Here is a 22,029-nt window from a genome sequence, read left to right as displayed (position 1 = left end):
ATTGCGCCGCTTTTTCTGCCACGCTGCCAATGGATGACGCTGATGAAAGACTTTCTGATTGCCCCCTCGATCCTCTCCGCCGACTTTGCCCGTCTGGGGGACGATGTCGCCAAGGTGCTGGCCGCCGGTGCCGACGTGGTCCATTTCGACGTGATGGACAACCATTATGTGCCCAACCTGACCATAGGCCCCATGGTCTGTCAGGCCCTGCGTGACTACGGTATCGAAGCCCCCATCGACGTGCACCTGATGGTCAAGCCGGTGGATCGCATCATTCCCGACTTTGCCAAGGCGGGTGCCTCCCTCATCACCTTCCATCCGGAAGCGTCCGACCACGTCGACCGCTCCCTGGGCCTCATCAAGGAGCAGGGCTGCCAGGCCGGTCTGGTGCTGAACCCGGCCACCCCGCTCACCTGCCTGGAGTACGTGATGGACAAGCTGGACGTGATCCTGCTGATGTCGGTCAACCCGGGCTTCGGTGGCCAGAGCTTCATTCCCGGCACCCTCGACAAGCTGCGCCAGGTGCGACGCCTGATCGACGAGAGCGGCCGCGACATCCGTCTCGAGATCGATGGTGGGGTCAAGGTGGAGAACATCCGTGAAATTGCCCAGGCGGGTGCCGACATGTTTGTGGCCGGCTCTGCCATCTTCAGCCGCCCGGACTACAAGGCGGTGATCGACGAGATGCGGGCGGAGCTCTCTCATGTCAAACGCTGAACGTGATTTTGACCTGGTGCTGTTCGATCTGGACGGCACCCTGATCGACAGCGCCCCGCAACTGGCGCTGGCGGTCAACCGTACGCTGACCGAACTCGGGCTGGCCGAGGCTGACGAGGCCGTGGTGCGGACCTGGGTCGGCAATGGTGCCGACAAGCTGATCCAGCGGGCGCTGGACTATCGCGCGGCGCCCGAGCTGTTTGCTGGCGCCCGTCTGCTGTTTGATCGTCACTATCAGGCCTGCCTGCTGGAAGGGCTGGCCATGTATGACGGGGTCGAGCAGAGCCTGCGTCGCCTGCAGGCGCTGGGCTACCGGCAGGGGATCGTGACCAACAAACCGAGCCACTTCGTGCAGCCGATCCTCGATGCCCTCGGCATCGCCGATTGCTTCGCGCTCTGGCTGGGGGGCAACTGCGTGCCGGTCAAGAAACCGAGCCCGGAACCGCTGCTGCTGGCCTGCCACGAGCTGGGCGTCAGCCCGTCGCGCACCCTGATGGTGGGCGACTCCGAAAATGACGTGCTGGCCGCCCAGGCTGCCGGCATGAAGGTGGTGGGGCTGACCTACGGCTACAACTATGGCCGTCCCATCGCAGATTCCCGCCCGGACTGGGTATGTGAACAGTTTGCCCAGCTCGACGCGCTGCTGGCCGAATAAGCTGGCCAGGCAGGCCGAATAACAAGGATCAACACTCTGATGACTAAACCTATCGTATTGAGCGGGGCCCAACCGTCGGGCCAGCTGACCATCGGCAACTACATGGGGGCCCTGCGTCAGTGGGTCAACATGCAGGATGACTTCGACTGCCTCTACTGCATCGTCGATCTGCACGCCATCACCACCCGCCAGGATCCGGCCGCCCTGCGCAAGGCCTGCCTGGACGCCGCCGCCCTCTATCTGGCGGTGGGGATCGATCCGGCCAAGAGCACCGTCTTCATCCAGTCCCACGTGCCGCAGCACGCGGAGCTTGGCTGGATCCTGAACTGCTACACCCAGATGGGCGAGCTGTCGCGCATGACCCAGTTCAAGGACAAGTCCGCCCGTTTCGAGAACAACGTCAACGTCGGCCTGTTCGGTTATCCGGTGCTGATGGCGGCCGACATTCTGCTCTATCAGGCCAATCAGGTGCCGGTGGGCAACGACCAGAAGCAGCACCTGGAGCTGACCCGCGACATCTGCACCCGCTTCAACAACCTCTACGGCGAGGTGTTCACCCTGCCGGAGCCCTTCATTCCGACCGAAGGCGCCCGGGTGATGAGCCTGCAGGATCCGACCAAGAAGATGTCCAAGTCGGATGACAACGAGGCCAACTTCATCGGCCTGCTGGAAGATCCCAAGCAGATCGTCAAGAAGATCAAGCGCGCGGTGACCGACTCCGACGAGCCGGCGGTGGTGCGTTTCGATCCGGAGAACAAGCCGGGGGTCTCCAACCTGCTGACCCTGATGTCCGGGGTGACAGGTCGCTCCATCCCCGAGCTGGAACAGCATTTCGAAGGCAAGATGTACGGTCACCTCAAGACTGAAACCGCCGAAGCCGTGGTTGCCTTGCTGGAGCCGATCCAGGCGCGCTTCCACGAGCTGCGTCAGGATGAGGCTCATCTGCAGGCCATTTTGGCGGCAGGTGCACAAAAGGCGCGGGAAAGGGCTGAAAAAACCCTGGCCAGCGTATATGATGTAGTCGGCTTCGTTCCTCGAGCCTGACATACTGGGAAGGTGTAGTAGAAGAGAGCTGGGTATTTGCCTGGCTTTCTTTGTTTTACCCGACCTGCTATTCGTTGTTTTCATCTTCCAATTTCAAACGCGGGCGTCTGCCCCAAGAGTTAGCATGTCTGTCGAATCAAATACCACGATTGAAGAGTTGGGTGACAAGGGTCACTGGCTGCGCAAGTTCCGCAAGGCCAAGAACCTGCATACCCTGCAACTGATGGTCTCCAACGCCATCGACAAGCACCACAAAATCCCCGCCATCGCCGCCGCCATCTACCTGGCCGAGTGCCAGCGCGAGCGCGAGATGGAGCAGGGCCGCTATCTGGATCGTTAATTCTCTGCCCTGGTTGACCCATGCTGTTGTTGATCGATAACTACGACTCCTTTACCTGGAATCTGGTGCAATATTTTGGCGCCCTGGGACAGGAGGTGGTGGTGAAGCGCAATGACGAGCTGACGCTGGACGCCATCGCCCGGCTCTCTCCCCGCTATCTGGTGATCTCTCCCGGCCCTTGCACGCCAAACGAGGCGGGCATCTCTCTGGCGGCCATCTCCCGTTTTGCCGGCCAGCTTCCCATCCTCGGCGTCTGTCTCGGCCACCAGTCCCTGGCGCAGGCGTTCGGCGCTCAGGTTGTACGTGCGCGCCAGATGATGCACGGCAAGACCTCGCTCATTCGCCATCGGGGGGAGGGCGTCTTCAAGGGGCTCAACGACCCGCTGCGGGTCACCCGCTACCATTCGCTCATCGTGGAGCGCGACACCCTGCCCGACTGTCTCGAGATCACCGCCTGGAGCGAACATGCCGACGGCAGCCCGGACGAGATCATGGGCCTGCGCCATAAGCAGTTGAATATAGAGGGGGTTCAGTTCCATCCGGAGAGCATTTTGAGCGAACAGGGCCATCAATTGCTGGCCAATTTTCTGGCAAATTCCTGACAAGTCGTGATCGGCCTCTCAAAATCGTGATGAGGCCAAAAATATTTTCCCTGACACTTTATTCACCTGCCTCCCTGTCCAAATTATCTCTTGCCAACACCCCCTGAGCCGTTATGCAATGCGGTTGCCTAAAATCTCACGGGCAATCGAACATTGTTCCCTGTAACGCGCTTTGTTGCAGACTTTTAGCTTTTTTTCTGTGACAATGCCGATGTGTTTACATGGATTTAACTTTTGGGCGGTGGATTATTCTGTCGCCAGATCGAAGGAGAGCAATATGTCAGAGTTGTTGGCAGTGACACGTGAAGTGTTTGATGAAGTGATGGTTCCCAACTATGCGCCCGCCAAGATCATCCCGGTGCGTGGTGAAGGGTCACGTGTCTGGGATCAGGAAGGCCGTGAGTATGTGGACTTCGCCGGCGGGATCGCCGTCAATGGCCTGGGCCATTGCCATCCCAAGCTGGTAGAGGCCCTGAAAACCCAGGGCGAGAAGCTGTGGCACCTCTCCAACGTGATGACCAACGAGCCGGCTCTGCGCCTGGCCAAGAAGCTGGTCGCCGCTACCTTCGCCGACAAGGTCTATTTCTGCAACTCCGGTGCCGAAGCCAACGAAGCCGCCCTCAAGCTGGCCCGTCGCTACGCCATCGAGAAGTTCGGCGCCCACAAGACCCAGATCATCGCCTTCCATCAGGGTTTCCACGGTCGTACCTTCTTTACCGTCAGTGTCGGTGGCCAGGCTGCCTACTCCGATGGTTTCGGTCCCAAGCCCGCTGACATCACCCACGTGGCTTACAACGATCTGGCCGCACTGGCCGAGGTCATCTCCGACAATACCTGCGCCGTGGTGATGGAGCCGCTGCAGGGCGAGGGCGGCATCATTCGTCCCACCGACGAGTTTGCCAAAGGGGTGCGCGAGCTGTGCGACAAACACAACGCCCTGCTGATCTATGACGAAGTGCAATCTGGCGTCGGCCGTACCGGCGATCTGTTTGCCTACATGGGTCTGGGTGTCACGCCGGACATCCTCACCAGCGCCAAGGCGCTGGGCGGCGGCTTCCCCATCGGCGCCATGCTGACCACCACCGAGATCGCCTCCCACCTGAAAGTGGGTACTCACGGCTCCACCTACGGCGGCAACCCGCTGGCCTGTGCGGTGGCCGAGGCGGTGATCGACGTGATCAACACCCCGGAAGTGCTGAGCGGCATCAAGCAGCGCGAGCAACTGTTCCGCGAAGGGCTGGAAGCCATCAACGCCAAGTACCACTGTTTCAGCGAAGTGCGCGGCAAGGGTCTGTTGCTGGGCGCCGTGCTGAACGACGACTACAAGGGGCGTTCCCGCGACTTCCTGCTGGCCTCCATCGATCAGGGTCTGATGGCGCTGGTTGCCGGCACCAACGTGGTGCGCTTCGCGCCGTCCCTGGTTATTCCGGAAGCGGACATCAAGGAAGGGCTGGCCCGGTTCGAGAAAGCGGTTGCCCAGGTGGTTAACGCCTGATCCAAATTGAGGTGGGGAACCCGCCCGGCAGGAGCCGGGCCCCCACCTGTCGTCAATGAAAGGGAGTTGTCATTTATGTTGGTTATCCGTCCCATCGAGCAAAAAGATTTTGCCGGTCTCAAGACCTGTGCCATCGAATCCGGCACCGGCATGACCTCGTTGCCCGTCAACGATGAACTGCTGCAGCGCAAGATAGACGCCTCCACCCAGACCTTTTCGGACAAGCCTGCGGGCAAGGGTGACTGCCTCTATTTCTTCGTCGCCGAGGATCTGGAGACCGGCGAAATGGTCGGTACCTGCGCCATCGATGCGGCCGTGGGCCTGTCCCAGCCGTTCTACAACTATCACATCGGCAAGGTGGTGCACTCTTCCCCCAAGCTCGGCATCTACAACGTGGTGGAGACGCTCACCCTCTCCAACGACTACACCGGCAATTCCGAGCTCTGCACCCTGTTTCTGCGCGAATGCGCCCGCGAGGGGCTCAACGGCCGTCTGCTCTCCAAGCACCGCTTTCTGTTCATGGCCGAACACCCCGAGCTGTTTGACGAAACCGTCTTCGCCGAGATGCGCGGCGTCTCCGATGGCGATGGTCACAGCCCCTTCTACGAGTGGCTGCAAAAGCATTTCTTCTCGATGGATTTTCCCACCGTCGACTATCTCACCGGCATCGGCAAGAAGCGTTTCATCGCCGAGCTGATGCCCAAGTACCCCATCTACGTCAATCTGCTGAGCAACGAGGCGCGCGCCGTCATCGGTCAGACCCACGAGAAGACCCGCCCGGCCATCAAGATGCTGCAGGACGAAGGGTTCGTGAATCGCGGCTATGTCGACATCTTCGATGCCGGCCCCACCGTCGAGTGCGACGTGAAGAACATTCGCAGCGTGCGCCGCAGCCAGAAGCTGCGGGTACTGGTGGGCGAGCCCATCGGCGGCAAGACCCACCTGATCTGCAACACCCGCTACGAGCACTACCGCGCCTGCTACGGCAACATCCGGGTCGATCTCGACAAGCACGAGGCCATCATTCCGCCCAAGATGGCGGCGGCGCTCAAGGTGCAGGATGGCGACATGGTGCGCGCCGTCGATCTCGACTGATCCGGCTGGCGACGAAACCGAATATGAAACAGGCAGCCTCGGCTGCCTGCATACCACAGGGAGTGATTGGATGACTCATTTAGTGCAATTTATCGACGGTCAGTGGCTGGCCGGTGAAGGCAAGCCGTTCGAATCAAAGGATCCGGCCAAGAATCAGGTGATCTGGCAAGGGGAGGCCGCCAGCGCCGCCCAGGTCGATGCCGCCGTCAAGGCCGCCCGCCAAGCCTTCTATCATTGGTCCGATCTGGCCCTCGACGATCGTCTGGCCATCGTGCGCCGCTACGCCGACCTGCTTGGCGAGCACAAGGAGGCGCTGGCCCTGACCATCGCCCGCGAGACCGGCAAGCCGCTGTGGGAGACCCGTACCGAGGTAGCCGCCATGCAGGGCAAGATCGCCATCTCCATCCGCGCCCATGACGAGCGCACCGGCACGGTGGAGAACCCCATGCCGGGCGCCAAGGCATTCGTGCGCCACAAACCCCACGGGGTGGTGGCGGTGTTCGGCCCCTACAACTTCCCGGGCCACCTGCCCAACGGTCATATCGTGCCGGCGCTGATCGCCGGCAATACCGTGGTGTTCAAACCCTCCGAGCTGACCCCCATGGTGGCTGAAGCCATGCTGAAGGTGTGGCAGGAGGCGGGACTGCCCAAGGGCGTGCTCAACCTGGTGCAGGGCGAGGTGGACACCGGCAAGGCGCTGGCCGGCAACCCGGACATCGACGGCCTCTTCTTCACCGGTTCATCCCGCACCGGCCACTTCCTGCACCAGCAATTTGCCGGCCAGCCGGGCAAGATCCTGGCCCTGGAGATGGGCGGCAACAACCCGCTGATCGTGAAAGACGTGAGCGACATCGACGGCGCCGTCCATGCCATCGTGCAGTCCGCCTTCATCACCTCGGGCCAGCGCTGCACCTGTTCCCGTCGCCTGTTCGTCGAGCGCGGCGAGCGTGGCGATGCCCTGGTCAAGCGCCTGGTGGAGGTGGTCGGCCAGATCAAGGTCGGTCACTACGATGACGAGGCTCAGCCCTTTATGGGCGCCATGATCAGTGAGCGTGCAGCTTTGGGCATGGTCGAGGCGCAAGCCAACCTGCAGCGCCTCGGTGGCGAGAGCCTGCTCACTCTCAAGCACCTGGAAGCGGGCACCGGTTTCGTCTCCCCGGGCATCATAGACGTGACCGCGGTCAGCGCGCTGCCGGATGAAGAGTACTTCGGCCCGCTGCTGCAGCTCATTCGCTACGACGACTTCGATGCCGCTATCGAGAAGGCGAACGCCACCAGCTTCGGCCTCTCGGCCGGCCTGCTCGGCGACAGCGAGGCGGACTGGAACCACTTCTTCAAGCGCATTCGCGCCGGCATCGTCAACTGGAACAAGCCCATCACCGGTGCCTCCAGTGCCGCTCCGTTCGGCGGCATCGGTGCCTCCGGCAACCACAGAGCGAGCGCCTACTACGCCGCCGACTACTGTGCGTATCCGGTCGCTTCCGTCGAAGACAGCAAGGCTGCCATGCCGGATCAGCTGTCTCCCGGCCTGAGCTTCTGACAACAACGAAAAGGGGGCACCTCAGGGTGCCCCTGTCTGTACCCGCAATCAAAGGAAAGAGAGATGCAAAAGGATATCGACACCCTGTTCAGTCATCTGTGGGACAACTACATCAAGGTGACCCCGAGTGCCCACAAGGTGCACACCCTGCTGGGGGGCGGTGAACCCATCGTCAACGATCACGTGGCGTTTCGTACCTACAACCTGCCCAAGCTGGGGCTGGAGAAGCTGGCGGCCCACTTCCTGGCGCTCGGCTACGAGCAGAAGGGCGAGTACGTGTTCAAGGCCAAGAAGCTCTACGCCAAGCACTTCGAGCACAAGGATCCGGACGCTCCCAAGGTGTTCATCAGCGAGCTGAAGGTAGAAGAGCTCTCCGAAGGCGCCCAGGCCATCATCCACAAGCTGGTGGATCAGGTGCCCGATCATCTGACCGATACCGCCGCCTTCCTCTATGCCGGTGCCCCCTGGCAGGTCTCCTATGCCGACTACCAGACCCTGCTGGCGGAGAGCGAGTATGCGGCCTGGATGGCGGCCTGGGGTTATCGCGCCAACCACTTCACCGTCAACATCAACCGCCTGCGGGATTTCGACACCATAGAGCAGGTCAACGCTGCCCTGAAAGCGGCCGGCTTCGTGCTCAACAGCGTGGGCGGCGAGGTGAAAGGAGACCGCCACGTGATGCTGGAGCAATCCTCCACCATGGCCGACAAGGCGGACGTGGCCTTCAGCGACGGCGTGCGCACCATCCCGAGCTGCTTCTACGAATTCGCCCTGCGCTACCCGCAGGCCGACGGCGTGCTCTACCCGGGCTTCGTCGAGGCGTCGGCCGACAAGATCTTCGAATCCACCAACGCCATGTAAGCCGGGGCCGGCTCATGCCGGCACTGCTGCATGCAAAACGCCTCCCTTGCGGAGGCGTTTCCATTGGTGACAGCGAGGGTTGTGTAGCCTAGCGCTGGTAGAGCTCCCCCTCCAGCACCAGTACCGTCTCCATTCCGGCGGCGCGGCCCGCCTGCAGGCCGATCTGGGTGTCTTCGAACACCAGGCAGTTGGCGGGGTTGGCCCCCAGCTGCTCGGCCACTTGCAGGAAGGTGTCGGGGTGGGGCTTGTGGTTGACCACGTCGTCGGCGCTCACCACCACCTGGATATAGGCATCGAGCCCGGTGCTTTTGAGGATCGACTCCGCCTGATTGCGCGGCGAGCCCGTGCCGATACCCATGGGGACCTTGCCGTGGCAGCGCCTGACCAGCTCCCACATGGCAGGAAAGACGCTCACTTGCTGGATATGCTCCATGTAGAGGGCCACCTTGCGGCGGGTGAAGGCCTCCACGTCTATGGTCAGGCCGTGCTGTTCGGCCAGGATGGCGACGATCTTGCGGGTGGGAATGCCGCCGTACTCGTTGAGCTGGGCGCGATCGAAGGGCAGGCCGAACTCGGCGCTGGTGGCTTCCCAGGCATCCAGGTGGCGCGGCATGGAGTCCACCAGGGTGCCATCCATATCGAAAATCAGGGCGTCGTACTGCTCAAACCGGAACTGCTCGGACATGGGGCTGCTTCCTCTCGGGGTAAAAGGGCAGCCTACCAGAGCGGGGGGCACATTGCCGCGACCGGGGTCATGCTTGCCGGCACGGGCGCCCGGTTTTGGTCATCCGCCAGTGATGTATGAGACAATAACAAGTTCTGCGCCGCAGACGCTGGAGCAACAAAGGAGCGAGCCCGTCTTATGTCCCCCAAAACCATCTTCTCGAGCGTGGCCCTGGTGATCGCGCTGGGTTCACTGGAAAAGAGCATAGTCACCACCCCGCTGCCCATCATAGGGGCCGAGCTCAATGCCGGCGCCGCCCTCACCTGGGTGGTCACCGCCTACCTGCTGGCGGCCACCGCCGCCCTGCCCATCTACGGCAAACTGAGCGACATGTTCGGTCGCGTGCGCATGCTCAACATCGGTATAGGCCTGTTTTTGGCCGGCTCGGTGGCCTGCGGCCTGGCCCAGGATCTGCCGACCCTGCTGGCCGCCCGGGTGCTGCAGGGGCTGGGAGGCGGCGGCTTGATCGCGCTCGCCTTCACCGTTATCGCCGACAGCATACCGCCGCGGGAGGTGGGCAAGTATCAGGGCTACATCTCGGCGGTCTACGCGGTTTCCAGCATCGCCGGCCCCTTGCTCGGCGGTTATTTTACCGAGCAGCTCAGCTGGCGCTGGATCTTCTGGATCAATTTGCCGCTCGGGGCCATCGCCCTCTGGCTGGTGAACCGCAACCTGGGCCACCTCAATGTGCGTCGTCACAGCCGCTTCGACTGGAAGGGGGCGGCGCTGCTCATCACTGTCACCACTCTCACCCTGTTGCTGCTCTCGCCGGAGGCGGCGCTGCCCGCCATCTGGCTTGCGGCCGCGCTGGTGGTGGCCCTGCTGTTGCTGGTGCTGATCGAGCGGCTGGCCCACGACCCTATCCTGCCGGCCCACCTGGCGCGTCAGCCCGGTTATCTGGTGAGCGTGCTGCTGGCGCTGGCCTCACAACTGCTGATGTTCGCCGTGCTGGTCTACCTGCCGCTGCAGATGCAGTGGCAGAAGGGGATGAGCGCCAGCGACAGCGGCGAGATCATGGTGATCTTCATGGTCTGCATCACGGCGGGGGCCTTCGTCGGCGGCAAGCTGATCGGTCACACCGGCTACTACAAGCGTTTCGTGGTGGTGGGGTTCGCCCTGGCGGCGCTGGCCCTGTGGCAGATCCACTTCGACGTCTGGATCAGGCTGGGGCTGGCGTTTGCCGGCATCGGCCTTGGCCTGGTGCTGCCCGCGCTCTCGGTGGTGGTGCAAAACGCCCTGCCGCGGGAAGATCGCGGCATCGGCATGTCGCTGTTCAACTTCGGCCGCGAGCTGGGCGGGGCGGTCGGGGTGGCCATCTGCGCCGTGCTGTTCCACTCTGCCCTGCCGGCGGGCAGCAGCCACAACCTGGCCAGCCTGAGCCCGGTCGAGCTGGCGCCCGGCTTCAGCGCCACCTACATCGGCATGGCGCTGATCGCCAGCGCCGCCCTGCTGGTCACCCTGCTGGCGTTGAAGCGCCACGAGCTGGCCGACATGCCCGCCTGATGGCCGCCAGCCGATAAAAAGAGGGCTCCCCGCGGGGAGCCCTCTTTATTGGTGGCAACTTGCGCGCTTACTCCTGCGCCGATGCCTCCTTGCCGGCCAGCTGGCTCAGCCAGGCGAAGCGGCGATGGGCATCCTCCTGCGCCTCTTCATAGAGCCGGCTGGCCACCTCCGGCAGCTGGCGGGTGAGGCGCTCGAAGCGGGGCTCCTGCTGCAGGGTCTCGGCCAGCGACGCGCTGGGGGCGCGAGAGTCCAGTGCCAGCGGCGCCTTGCCCTCCTCCTTGCGGCGCGGATCGTAGCGGTAGAGCGGCCAGAAACCGGTGGCGGTCAGCTGCTTCATCTGCTCGTGGCTCTGGGCCAGATCGTAGCCGTGCTCCTCGCAGGGGCTGTAGGCGATGATGAGGGAGGGGCCCGGGTAGGCCTCCGCCTCCTGAATCGCCTTCACCGTCTGGTTCATCTGGGCGCCGAGGGAGATCTGCGCCACGTAGACGTGACCGTACATCATCACGTTGGCACCGAGATCCTTGCGCCCCTTGCGCTTGCCCTGCTCGCCAAACTTGGTGATGGCACCGAGCGGGGTGGCCTTGGACTGCTGGCCGCCGGTGTTGGAGTAGCACTGGGTGTCGAGCACCAGCACGTTGATGTTCTCCCCCAGGCTCAGCACGTGATCCAGCCCGCCGTAACCGATGTCGTAGGCCCAGCCGTCGCCGCCGATGAGCCAGACCGATTTCTCCACCAGGTAGTCCGCATCACGGGCCAGCTCCCGGGCCGCTGCGTCGCTGCGCCCCTGCAGCAGGGCGCGCAGCTGCGCGATATGGGCCCGCTGCTCGGCGACCGGCAGGCTGGCGTCCTGCAGCCCCTGTTGAAGTTCGGCCGGGACGGCGTCCCCCAGGCTCGCCAACAGGCGGCGTACCCGCTCGCGATGCTGATCCACGGTGAGTCGAAAGCCCAAGCCAAATTCGGCGTTGTCCTCGAACAGGGAGTTGGCCCAGGCCGGGCCACGCCCGTCGGCGTTGGTGGTATAGGGTGTGCTGGGCAGGTTGCCGCCATAAATCGACGAGCAGCCGGTGGCGTTGGCGATGAGCAACCTGTCCCCGTAGAGCTGGGTCAGCAGCTTGATATAGGGGGTCTCGCCGCAGCCGGAGCAGGCGCCCGAGTATTCGAACAGCGGCGAGATGAGTTGGGAGGTGCGGATGTCGATGCGCTCCAGCTGCTCGGCGCTGCGCTCGGGCAAGTCCAGGAAGAAGTCGTAGTTGGCCTTCTGGGCCTCGAGGTGATCCAGCCGCGATTCCATGTTGATCGCCCTGCGGTTCGGATCGGCACGATCCTTGGCCGGGCACACCTCGACGCAGAGGTTGCAGCCGGTGCAATCCTCCGGCGCCACCTGCAGCACGTAGTGCTGGCCGCGCATGTCGCGGGCCTTCACATCCAGCGCATCCAGGGTGGCGGGGGCATCCTCTAGCGTTTCTTTATCCACCACTTTGGCGCGGATGGCGGAGTGGGGGCAGGCGGCGACGCAGTAGTTGCACTGGGTGCAAAGGTCTGCCTGCCAGATGGGCACCTCCTTGGCGATGTTGCGCTTCTCCCAGCGGGTGGTGCCCACCGGCCAGGTGCCGTCCGGCGGGAAGGCGGAGACCGGCAGGCTGTCGCCAAGCCCTGCCAGCATGGCGGCGGTGACGGTCTGCACGAAGTCCGGCGCCTTGGGGGAGACCACTGGCGGGCGGGGCCGACTGCCGGCCTCCATCTCGCCGAGGTGCACCTGGGTCAGGGCTGCGCAGGTGGCAGCGAGGGCCTGCCAGTTGCGCTCCACCAGCGCCTGCCCCTTGCTGCCGTAGCTGTTGGCGATGGCCTGTTTCAGCAGCCGGATGGCCTCATCCAGCGGCAGGATGGCGGTGAGCTGGAAGAAGGCCATCTGCATGACGGTGTTGATGCGCTGGCCGAGCTGGCAATCGCGGGCAATCTTGGCGGCGTTGATGGTGTAGAGACGGGCCCCCTTCTCGCGCAGGGCATGTTGCACCTCGAGGGGGAGGCGGCCCCAGAGCTCGGCCGCACCATAGGGGCTGTTGAGCAGGAAGATGCCCCCCGCTTTGAGCCGCTCCGCCATCCGGTAGAGATCGATGAATTGCCACTGGTGGCAGCCGACGAAGTCCGCCTCTTCCACCAGATAGGCCGACTGCAACGGCCGCGTTCCCACCCGCAGGTGGGAGACGGTGAGGCCACCCGCCTTCTTGGAGTCGTAGACGAAGTAGCCCTGGGGATAGAGCTCGGTGTGGTTGCCGAGGATCTTGATGCTGTTCTTGGCCGCCGAGACGGTACCGTCGCTGCCAAGGCCGTAGAAGAGCGCCTCCAGCTTGAGGTGGCTGGCCGGGGGCACTGAGGTCGGCAGCGGCAAGGAGAGGCCGGTGATGTCGTCAAAGATGCCGACGGTAAAGCGCGGGCGCGGGTTAGCCAGCGCCAGCTCGTCAAACACCGCCTGCACGCAGGCCGGGCCGAACTCCTTGGAAGAGAGGCCGTAGCGCCCGCCGATGACCCGCGGCAGGCTGACCCGCTCACCCCGGCTGACCGCCTCGGCCAGTGCCGTCATCACGTCCAGATAGAGGGGCTCGGCCAGGGTGCCCGGCTCCTTGGTGCGATCCAGCACCGCTATCTTGCGGGCGCTTGCGGGAAGGGCGGCCAGCAGATGCTTGGCCGAGAAGGGGCGGTAGAGGCGCACCTTCACCAGCCCCACCCTCTCCCCTTGGGCCAGCAGGTGTTCGATCACCTCCTCACAGGTGCCGATGGCGGACCCCATCAGCACCAGCACCCGCTCGGCCTCTGGGTGACCCAGGTATTCGAACGGCCGGTAGTGGCGGCCGGTCTGCGCGCCGAAGGCGTCCATCGCCTCGCTCACGTGGCGATAGCCCTCGTCATACCAGGGGTTGCTCGCCTCCCTGCACTGGAAGTAGGTGTCCGGGTTGGCGGCGGTGCCGCGAATGACCGGCTTGTCGGGGGTCAGCGCTCGCTCCCGATGGGCACGGATCGCCTCGGCGGGCAGCAGGGCGCGCAGGGTGTCGTCAGCCAGCGGTACTATCTTGGCTATCTCGTGGGAGGTGCGAAAACCGTCGAAGAAGTGGATGAAGGGGAGCCGGCTGTTGAGGCTGGCCACCTGGGAGATGAGGGCGAAGTCCTGCGCCTCCTGCACATTGCTGGCGCAGAGCAGGGCGCAGCCGGTCTGGCGCACCGCCATCACGTCAGAGTGGTCACCGAAGATCGACAGGGCGTGGGTCGCCACGGTGCGCGCCGCCACGTGCAGCACGAAGGGGATGAGTTGACCCGCCAGCTTGTAGAGGTTGGGGATCATCAGCAGCAGCCCCTGGGAGGAGGTGAACGAGGTCGCCAGCGCCCCGGTCTGCAGGGCACCGTGGACGGTGGCGATGGCGCCCCCCTCCGACTGCATCTCCACCACCCGCGGCACATCCCCCCACAGGTTGGCACTGCCCTGGCTCGCCCAGGCCGACGACTGCTCGGCCATGGCGGAGCTGGGGGTGATGGGATAGATGGCGATCACTTCGCTGGTGCGATAAACCACGGAGGCAACGGCGCTGTTGGCGTCCGTCGTTAGCATGTCGTGTTTCATTCTCAAACCTTGGTTGCACAGTCGGCGTGGGTACGCAAACGACAAAAGAGACCGGGCCTTGCCCCGGGGGGAGCGAAAGCGTGCTGTGCCCTTCCTTGTGGCAATCTGTGTCACTGGCCTGTGACGGTGAATTCGCTGATCCTGCGCTGGGGTGAATCAATGTTGCGGCAAGAAAATATGTGATGGAACGTTAATATGAGTAATGTCTCGCGGTTGTGATTGTCAATCTTCAAATTTATCCGCTCGATGAATTAAGGCTTCATATTTATTAAGCAAGAGTCGGCATTGCCAAAATAAATATCTGGTGAATCAGACCATCCTGTTTATGGGGGAATAGATGCCAATGCGTCCCTGCACTGGCATGCAATAATAGTCATCAGAAGGTCATCATTCTCTTGTCATTAAAATTTATCGGACCAGCCCAGCTGCTGAAAAATCTGCTTTGATTTTTCCCCTTTCAAATATTCGGCGAAAGGTACCGCATCCTGGCTCGGATTCTTGTTAAGGACTATGTTCACATCCCGATATACCACCAGCTGCTCTTCAATCGCCACCACGTCGCCCACGTCCGGGTTGCTCCTGGCCCAGTCAATCCAGGTGATCCAGGCATCGACGTTGGGATCTTCCTGAAACGCCTTGCGGGCACTGCCGCTGTTGAGGGTGTACTGCACTATGTTGTTTCGAAAATCGGCCACCAGCTTGATGTCACCGGTGCGGCCTATCATGTCTTCCCACACTCCGGTTCCCGAGGTGTTGCTGACCCCGGCCCCCTCCGGCACGACTATGCCGATACCCGGTTTGGCCAGATCGGCCAGCCCCTTGATATTCTTGGGGTTGCCCTTCTTGACCAGAATGATGGCCGGGCGCAGGTAGAGCGGGGTAATCTTGTTGATGTCGAACTGCTGCTGATGGTCGGTGGCTATCGCCAGGGCCGATTGCTCGGAGGCGCCGAACAGTATGTCGGCGTTTTTGCTGGCATCGTCATTCCAGGTCGCCTGCGGCCCGAAATGGACGTTCACCTTGATCCCCGTCTCCGCTTCAAAGGCGCTGCCCACCTTGATCAAGGCGGTGTGCGGCCCGCCGGGGCCATATAAGTTGACGTCCGCCAATGTGGCATAACTGGTCAGCATGGTCACCAATGCGGAAGCCGTCATAAATATATGCTTTTTCATTATCTACACTCCTTTTGGACTGATGGTTCAAGCGAAAAGGACCGGTCGTTTATCGAATTTATTGCAACGAGAGATGTGCGGTGAAATATTTCATGGTCAGGCATCAATATTATTTAAAGCCGTGCAAGCCATGATTTAACATCTCTTCTTTCTTATATTCTGACGCCCACCATACCGGCAATGATGGCCAGCGCGAGGGTTGCCGAGCCGGCCAGTCCGGTGTACCACAGCAGCCTGATGCGGCTCGTTGCCACGCCGTGGGCCGCGAGCACCACCCGCAACCCGGCCAGCAGATGCGCCAGTACCAAGAAGACGCCGAGGGTGTAGTGGGGCACCAGGCGAATATTCCAGGGATCCATCAGCAGGCCCGCCTCACCACCGGTGGCAAAACTCCAGTCGGTCGGTATGCCGAGGAAGCTGCGGGCATAGATGAACACCGAGTTCATGTGCCCTAGCACGAACACCGACAGATAGACGCCAGAGGCGATCTGGAAGGTGGTCAGCCAGCCATGCCGGGTACTGCTCCAGCGCCAGGCAAGATAGAGACCTGAGCCGGCCTGGAAGAGAAACGCCGCTACCAACAGGGGTTCGACAACGCCGGCCCGGTAGACGGTGCGACCCGCCGCCATGACCCGGACATGAAGCTCGGGGCCGACCAGCCCGGTCAGATGATTGGCCAGATGAAAGATCACATAGCAACAGAGCACCAGCGCGCTGATGCCATGGGCGACGCGCCAGCGTCCCAGTCCGCTCACGGGACGGGCCTGCGCTGCCACTGTCTGGTGTGACTCCCACCCCAGCAGCATGGCGCCAACCCAGAACAGAGACCACACCAGCACATCGGGCAGCGGGCTGCCGACCAGCGTCTGCACCACTCCGAGCAGGACATAGAGGCTGGGGGCCGCCACGCTCAGATAGGCCAGTCGACGCATGCCTGTGGTGATGCCGGGCCGATTGGCGACGATCAGCCCCGCCAGGGGAACGGCCAAGGCCAGCAGCAGCGAGAGCAGGGCGCCGAGCAGACTGGCAGCGCCGTTCTGGCCGACCAATGTGTTGAAGATCACTAACAGAAACGGATAGCCGAGCGCGGCCAGCGGGGGGAGCAGACAGAGTGAGTGAGGGCGCTGCACCATCATGTGCTCGCGGCTCTCGTCCGCGATCCTGGAAGGTAAGGGCATACTGATATTCCTGCTTGATAGGGCGGAAAACCACCTTGATTCGGGTCTATTCAGATAACCGCGGCGCGATATCCTGCGCGGGGCAACCCGTCATGCCGCCATGAGCGAGGGGCCGCAGTGACCGAGTGTCGGCTCCCAGCAATCGGGGCCGGCGAGAGGTGGGCCAATCTATTCCAGGGAATATCTCAGCAAGGAGGTCAGGTAATGCATATGTTTTATTTCCCCTTTAACTGAGTGCCAGGTTGATAATGTGAGGATAAAAAAAGCGGCCAAGGGGTAACAGGGACAAGAATGGTCATATGGAGTAGTCCATACAGATAACAGGGAGTAATGAGATCTCTTTTGACTCCCTTTTATTGATTGCCGACAACCGGCAGGCTGGCAGAGATAATTCGGCCATAGCGTGATATAAAGACGGGCGGGAGGCGATGGATTTTAATCTTGACGTATTGAGCAGGCTTGTATAAAAAATACGCCAACTGATAGCGCTATACCAAGGAGAGTGTGTCGTGTTCGAGTTCACTGTTAATAAGGCGGCGCTGCTGTCTCTTTCACTGTTATTTACCTCCTCGGCCATGGCCATGGAAATATCTGCAGATAAAAGCAGAACTGTTCAGGAATTTACCGGCAATGTCATGTTGAAGGTAAATGATAATGAGTCTGTGACTGTCTCTGCCGATTCGGTCAGAAAAAGCCAGGATGGCATGGAATATTCTGGCAAGGTCACCTTGTCTGCCGAAAAATTCAATGCTGAAGCTGATGAAATAAAATCGACGACAGATGGCCACGGTACGACCACCTTTACCACTGACAAGCTGACGCTGATCAGCAAATAGCGGTCAGCCAAGGCACGCCCGTGATGGCGCCATATACCATGTTTTCATGGTACAGGGTGTTATCAGCCAATATTGTCATGCTGCTCTTCTATCGTGATGCCAACAGGAGTGGATAATGGATAAACAACGGAAGTGATAGAATACAGAGCCATATTTCATGGACCCCTCTCATGGACATTCAGGATCTGAACCTCAGCCGGGAGCAGGCAACCCCGCTCTATCTGCAGATATACCAGCGTTATTGCCATGCCATCGCGAGCGGAGCCTTGAACGCCGGTGACCGTGTGCCCTCGGTGCGCAGTCTGGCAAGCGAACTCAACCTTGCGCGCGGCACGGTTGAAATGGCCTATCAGATGCTGATCGGTGAAGGGTATCTGATATCCCGCGGTGCCGCGGGCACTGTGGTTGCCGCCGGGCTGAACAGGCTCGTCGAGGCGCCACCCTCTCCCCGACCCGCCGCCGCGCCTGCGCCGGTTCAGGGGATCCCTCACAGCGACATCCTGCCGTTCCAGCTGGGTGTGCCCGCGCTGGATCTGTTCCCGCGCAAGAGCTGGGCCCGGCTTGCCACCCGGCATCTGCGCAATATGGAGATGGTGACGCCGGATCCGGCCGGGCACCCGGCCCTGCGCCGCGCCATCGCCACCTATCTGGGCATTTCACGGGGGATCCGCTGTAGCCACGAACAGGTATTCATCACGGTTGGTTATCGGGGGGCGCTGGATCTGGTGTGCCGCGCCCTGCTGCGAGCGGGAGATCTGGGCTGGTTTGAAGAGCCAGGCTATTTTCATGCGCGCCAGTTTTTGCAGCAGGCGGGCCTGCGGTTGCACCCGGTGCCCGTCGACATGCACGGCATGGATGTCAGCCAGGGTGAGCAAACCGCCGACGAGGCCCGGTTTGCGGTGGTCACCCCCACTCACCAGAGCCCGATGGGGGTGGCCCTCAGCCTGCCGCGTCGACTGGCGCTGCTGGAGTGGGCGGAGCGGCGCCACGCCTGGATCATCGAAGATGACTATGACAGCGAGTTTCGCTACCACGGCCGGCCCTTGCCTCCTCTCAAGAGCCTGGATCATCAGGGGCGCGTGCTCTACACGGGGACCTTCAGCAAGGTGCTCTACCCCGGCCTTAGGCTGGCCTATCTGGTGGTGCCCGAGGCGCAGGTCGCCCGTTTTCGCGAGCTGGTGGCGCAGTTGCCCGGCGCGGGTAATCCGGTGCTGCAGGCCACCCTGGCAGACTTCATGGATCAGGGGCATTTCACCCGTCACCTGAGCAAGATGCGCAGAGTCTATGCCGAGCGGCATGGCTATCTGGTCGATGCCTTGGCCACCCGCCTGGGCGACCGGTTGCGGGTGCAGCCGCAGGCTGGCGGGATCCAGCTACTGGCGCAGGTTGCCGGGGGCGTGACGGATCAGCAACTGGTCGAGGTCGCCCAAGCCAATGGGCTGGCATTGCACGCCCTGAGTAGCTGGTACATGAACCCGGCGCAACAAAGGGGGGTGATGATGGGGTTTGCCAACTTTGCCAGCGCAGAGCAGGCCGATCGGGCCGTGCAGCAGCTGTTGTCCCTGTGGCCGGCAGAGTGAGCGCCATCCTTGGGTGATGCACTTCCTCGGCTTGTGAAGAGGAGGAGTTACTAGGCGTTGTCTGCCACATGGCAGAGGTCATGAAGAGGGCTCCCGCGGGAGCCCTCTTGTCATTGTGCCTGTTGTATTCAGCCCGGCAGCCGCACCGGGCGCAGGGCGAGAATGGCCCCTCCAAACAGCAGCAGGGCCAGCAGGGCCATAGCCATGGGGCCGGCGCTGTAGGCAAAGCCGGCGACGGCGGACCAGAGCGCCACCCCGAGGTGCATCAGGGTCATGGCCAGCGACATCAGCATGCCGCGCTGGGCCGGGGCAAGCTGGGCGATGTAACCCTGCAGCGCCGGCGAGCCGATGCCGCCGGCCAGCGCCCACAGGCCCAGCGGCAGGGCGAGGCTGGCCAGGCTGCCGGCCGGATAGAGGTAGAAGAAGGCGCTGACCAGGGCGCACACCACCAGGGCGCCGCGCATCAGGGGGCGGCCGCTCTCCACATAGCCGGCCAGGCGCGGCATCAGCACGTTGCCGACCACGCTGATCACGCCAAGGGCGCCGTAGAGCAGCCCCACCGACCAGACGGGCAGCCCCTGGCTGTCGTGCAGGTGTTGGCCAACCAGGTTGAACAGGCCGATACCGCCCCCCAGTCCCAACCCCATGGCAAGCAGGGCACCGAGTGCCCCCGGAATGGCCAGTACCGAGCCCTGCGGCGCGGGGTGCGTGCCGCTGGCATGCACTTGCGGCGTGCGCACCGTGAGCCAGGCCAAGGCTCCTGCCACGGCCCAGGCGCAGAGGCCGAGCACGATGAAGGGGGTGCGCCAGCTACTGAGCTGGGCCAGCAGGGCGCCCACCGCCGGGCTCGAGATCATGCCGAGGGTGAGCCCCGACTGTACCCAGGCGATGCGCTTCATGGCATCGGCCGGCGCGCCGTCCGCCGCCATGGCGAAGGCGATGGGGAGCATGCCAGCGCTGGCCAGCCCGGTGATCACCCGGGTCGCCAGCCCAACCTCGAAGTTCGCCACCAGGCCGGTGGCCACCGAGGCGGCACCAAACAGCAGGGAGGCCGGCAGCATCACCCGCAGCCGGCCGTGGCGATCCGACAGGCCGCCGAGCAGGGGGGCGATGAGTGCCAGCGCCACGCTGTAGGCGGTGATGAACAGGGTCACCCGTTCCGGGGCGACCCCCAGCTCGGCGCCGATGGGGGCGAGCAGGGGGCCCAGCATCAGCTCATCGGCCCCGACCAGAAATGCAATCAAAAACAGCAGTACTTTCAGTAACATAATTTTTATTCCTTAAGCTTGGGTCGACACGGCGGCGAACTGCTGGATGTCCACCACCCGATCCGGCCAGTCGGCCACAAAGGCCGGCTCGTGGCAGACGGCGAGCACGCTGCCCGGGTAGTCGCACAGGGCCTGGCGCAGGGCGGCCTTGGTGCCGGCATCCAGGTGGGTGGTCGGCTCATCCAATATCAGCAGATGAGTGGGCTGCAGCGCCAGTCGGCACAGCTTGACCCGGGTCTGCTCGCCGCCGCTCAGGGCACTGATGGGCTGGATGGCCAGCTTGCCGCCGATGCCAAGGCGCGCCAGCTGCTGGCGGGCCCCCTTGTCATCCAGCCCGGGGGCGGCCGCCTTGACCAGAGCCAGCGGGGTGACCGCGGGGTCGGGCCAGTGCAACGCCTGCTCGAAGTAACCCGACTTGAGGCCGGGGGCCAGGGCCAGTTCACCGGCGAGCGGGGCGAGGCGGCCGGTCAGGGTGTTGAGCAGGGTCGACTTGCCGATGCCGTTGAAGCCGGCGATCACCACCTTCTCGCCGCGGCGCAGCTGCAGGCTGAGCGGCGCCAGCAGGGGCTGGTGGTAGCCGATCTCCAGCTCGCTCGCGGTCAGCAGTTGCGGCTGGCCCCCCTGGGCGGCGCGAAAGCTGAGGGTGACCGGTTTGGCCTGCTCGGGGGCCGCCAGTCGCTCGATGCGCGCCAGCTGCTTCTTGCGGCCGTTGGCGATGCTGGCGTTGACCCCGGCCCCGTTCTTGGCGATGAACTGCTCGAGCCTGTCGATCTGCCTCTGCTGGGCCTGGTATTGACGGGCGTGCAGCGCCTCGGCGGCGCCCTTCTGGGCCAGCGCCTGGTCGAGGTTGCCGCGATAGGTGTGGATCTGCTGGCGGTCGATGTCGGCGATGGCGGTGGCGATGCGATTGACGAAGGCGCGGTCGTGGGAGACCACCAGGAAGGCGCCGGGGAAGCGCTCCAGGTAGCCCGCGAGCCAGTCGACGTGAGCCGTGTCCAGATAGTTGGTCGGCTCGTCGAGCAGCAGCACCTCCGGCGTGCGCAGCAGCAGGCCGGCCAGCATCACCTTGTGGCGCTGGCCGCCGCTGACATTGGCGAGCAGGGTCTGCATCCCGAGCTGGGTCAGGCCGAGGCCGGCCGCCACCTCGTCGATGCGCGGATCTAACTGGTAAAAACCCTGGCTCTCCAGGTGCGCCTGCAGATCGGCCGCCCGGGCCAGCTGCCGCGGCCCCAGTTCGGGGTCGGCGTAGAGGGCCAGCATCTCGGCTTCCGCTTCATAGAGATCGGCGAACACCGACTGCAGGTAGCCCCGCAGGGTGAGGTGGCCATCCCGCGCGGCGTGCTGGTCGAGATAGCCTGCCTTGATGCCGGGCTGCCAGAGGATGTCGCCGCCGTCTGGCAGGCGCTCCCCCTGGATCAGCTGGAGCAGGGTGCTCTTGCCGGCACCGTTGTGGCCGGTGAGGCAGACATGCTCGCCGGCGTTGAGACGAAAGCTCGCCTGCTGGTACAGGGTCTTGTCGCCGATGTGGTAGGTCAGGTTGTGGATAGTGAGCACACTCATGGTTGTAACATCCATAAAAAACGGGGGGCAGGTACGCGACGTACCGGCCCCCCGTCTCAGCAAGGTGAAACGCTGCCAAATGGCAGAGACAAAAAGGCCGGCGATGAAGCATCTCGCCGGCCTGTGTCTCCTGTTTTCATCAGATGCGGGGCAGCCTCCCAAAGAGAGGGCATTCGCGCAGCTGATGAAGATTCAGTCGATGGGCTTCGGGCAACACTTCATCGTGTTAGTGCACGGAGCACAGCC

Annotated in this window: 18 protein-coding genes; 12 read left to right on the top strand and 6 right to left on the bottom strand. The window is 63.0% G+C overall.

From position 1 onward, the window contains the following. Positions 1-42: 42 nt before the first annotated feature. The 9 genes from rpe to AB5Y98_RS06075 all read left to right on the top strand — a co-directional run bounded on the left by rpe (position 43) and on the right by AB5Y98_RS06075 (position 8,349). Positions 43-717 (top strand): ribulose-phosphate 3-epimerase, encoded by a 675-nt coding sequence (gene rpe, locus AB5Y98_RS06115; RefSeq protein WP_010633199.1) that lies wholly within the window; start codon positions 43-45, stop codon positions 715-717. Further along, positions 704-1,372, top strand: coding sequence for a phosphoglycolate phosphatase (locus tag AB5Y98_RS06110; RefSeq protein ID WP_368231528.1), 669 nt, complete (start codon positions 704-706; stop codon positions 1,370-1,372). Before rpe ends, AB5Y98_RS06110 begins: the two co-directional genes overlap by 14 nt. A 39-nt stretch (positions 1,373-1,411) precedes the next feature. Then, positions 1,412-2,416: a tryptophan--tRNA ligase gene (gene trpS, locus AB5Y98_RS06105; RefSeq protein ID WP_005298400.1), complete on the top strand. Its 1,005-nt coding sequence runs from the start codon at positions 1,412-1,414 to the stop codon at positions 2,414-2,416. Between the two features lie 124 nt (positions 2,417-2,540). After that, entirely contained in the window at positions 2,541-2,756 is a 216-nt protein-coding gene (locus AB5Y98_RS06100; RefSeq protein WP_005298403.1) for a hypothetical protein, read from the top strand. Between the two features lie 20 nt (positions 2,757-2,776). Beyond that, positions 2,777-3,358, top strand: coding sequence for an aminodeoxychorismate synthase component II (locus AB5Y98_RS06095; protein WP_005298405.1), 582 nt, complete (start codon positions 2,777-2,779; stop codon positions 3,356-3,358). A gap of 277 nt (positions 3,359-3,635) precedes the next feature. Continuing rightward, positions 3,636-4,853 carry an aspartate aminotransferase family protein gene (locus AB5Y98_RS06090; protein ID WP_010633203.1) on the top strand — a complete coding sequence of 406 codons (1,218 nt, stop codon included), beginning with the start codon at positions 3,636-3,638 and terminating at the stop codon, positions 4,851-4,853. A 75-nt stretch (positions 4,854-4,928) separates the two neighbouring features. Further along, positions 4,929-5,948, top strand: coding sequence for an arginine N-succinyltransferase (gene astA / locus AB5Y98_RS06085; RefSeq protein ID WP_005298408.1), 1,020 nt, complete (start codon positions 4,929-4,931; stop codon positions 5,946-5,948). 70 nt (positions 5,949-6,018) lie between these two features. Beyond that, entirely contained in the window at positions 6,019-7,488 is a 1,470-nt protein-coding gene (gene astD / locus AB5Y98_RS06080; protein WP_368231527.1) for a succinylglutamate-semialdehyde dehydrogenase, read from the top strand. Between the two features lie 63 nt (positions 7,489-7,551). Next, positions 7,552-8,349 carry a DUF1338 domain-containing protein gene (locus tag AB5Y98_RS06075; RefSeq protein WP_024941153.1) on the top strand — a complete coding sequence of 266 codons (798 nt, stop codon included), beginning with the start codon at positions 7,552-7,554 and terminating at the stop codon, positions 8,347-8,349. An 88-nt stretch (positions 8,350-8,437) separates the two neighbouring features. Here AB5Y98_RS06075 and AB5Y98_RS06070 read toward each other — a convergent pair whose 3' ends face one another. Then, the gene (locus tag AB5Y98_RS06070; protein ID WP_010633205.1) at positions 8,438-9,034 is read right to left on the bottom strand and encodes an HAD family phosphatase; all 597 of its coding nucleotides are present in this window, start codon (positions 9,032-9,034) and stop codon (positions 8,438-8,440) included. Between the two features lie 177 nt (positions 9,035-9,211). On the opposite strand from AB5Y98_RS06070, the gene AB5Y98_RS06065 reads away from it, so the two are divergent. Beyond that, the gene (locus AB5Y98_RS06065) at positions 9,212-10,576 is read left to right on the top strand and encodes an MDR family MFS transporter (protein WP_368231526.1); all 1,365 of its coding nucleotides are present in this window, start codon (positions 9,212-9,214) and stop codon (positions 10,574-10,576) included. 67 nt (positions 10,577-10,643) lie between these two features. Here AB5Y98_RS06065 and nifJ read toward each other — a convergent pair whose 3' ends face one another. The 3 genes from nifJ to AB5Y98_RS06050 form a co-directional block, all read right to left on the bottom strand. After that, complete coding sequence (gene nifJ / locus AB5Y98_RS06060; protein WP_368231589.1) at positions 10,644-14,177, bottom strand: pyruvate:ferredoxin (flavodoxin) oxidoreductase; 3,534 nt, start codon at positions 14,175-14,177, stop codon at positions 10,644-10,646. A gap of 413 nt (positions 14,178-14,590) precedes the next feature. After that, entirely contained in the window at positions 14,591-15,361 is a 771-nt protein-coding gene (locus AB5Y98_RS06055) for a substrate-binding domain-containing protein (protein ID WP_368231525.1), read from the bottom strand. A gap of 152 nt (positions 15,362-15,513) precedes the next feature. After that, complete coding sequence (locus AB5Y98_RS06050; RefSeq protein WP_368231524.1) at positions 15,514-16,539, bottom strand: hypothetical protein; 1,026 nt, start codon at positions 16,537-16,539, stop codon at positions 15,514-15,516. Between the two features lie 509 nt (positions 16,540-17,048). Here AB5Y98_RS06050 and AB5Y98_RS06045 point away from each other — a divergent pair. Continuing rightward, positions 17,049-17,375 (top strand): hypothetical protein, encoded by a 327-nt coding sequence (locus AB5Y98_RS06045; RefSeq protein WP_054544311.1) that lies wholly within the window; start codon positions 17,049-17,051, stop codon positions 17,373-17,375. A gap of 170 nt (positions 17,376-17,545) precedes the next feature. Next, complete coding sequence (locus tag AB5Y98_RS06040) at positions 17,546-18,955, top strand: PLP-dependent aminotransferase family protein (protein WP_368231523.1); 1,410 nt, start codon at positions 17,546-17,548, stop codon at positions 18,953-18,955. Positions 18,956-19,083: 128 nt separating this feature from the next. On the opposite strand, the gene AB5Y98_RS06035 is transcribed toward AB5Y98_RS06040, so the two are convergent. Together AB5Y98_RS06035 and AB5Y98_RS06030 are read right to left on the bottom strand one after the other, a co-directional pair. After that, entirely contained in the window at positions 19,084-20,223 is a 1,140-nt protein-coding gene (locus AB5Y98_RS06035; protein ID WP_368231522.1) for an MFS transporter, read from the bottom strand. Between the two features lie 12 nt (positions 20,224-20,235). Next, on the bottom strand, positions 20,236-21,783 hold the full coding sequence (locus AB5Y98_RS06030; protein WP_368231521.1) for an ABC-F family ATP-binding cassette domain-containing protein: 1,548 nt from the start codon (positions 21,781-21,783) through the stop codon (positions 20,236-20,238). Between the last annotated feature and the right edge of the window lie 246 nt (positions 21,784-22,029).

Source organism: Aeromonas sp. s3 (genome assembly GCF_040907805.1).
GTDB lineage: Bacteria > Pseudomonadota > Gammaproteobacteria > Enterobacterales > Aeromonadaceae > Aeromonas > Aeromonas dhakensis.
This window is presented reverse-complemented; position numbering and strand designations above follow the sequence as displayed.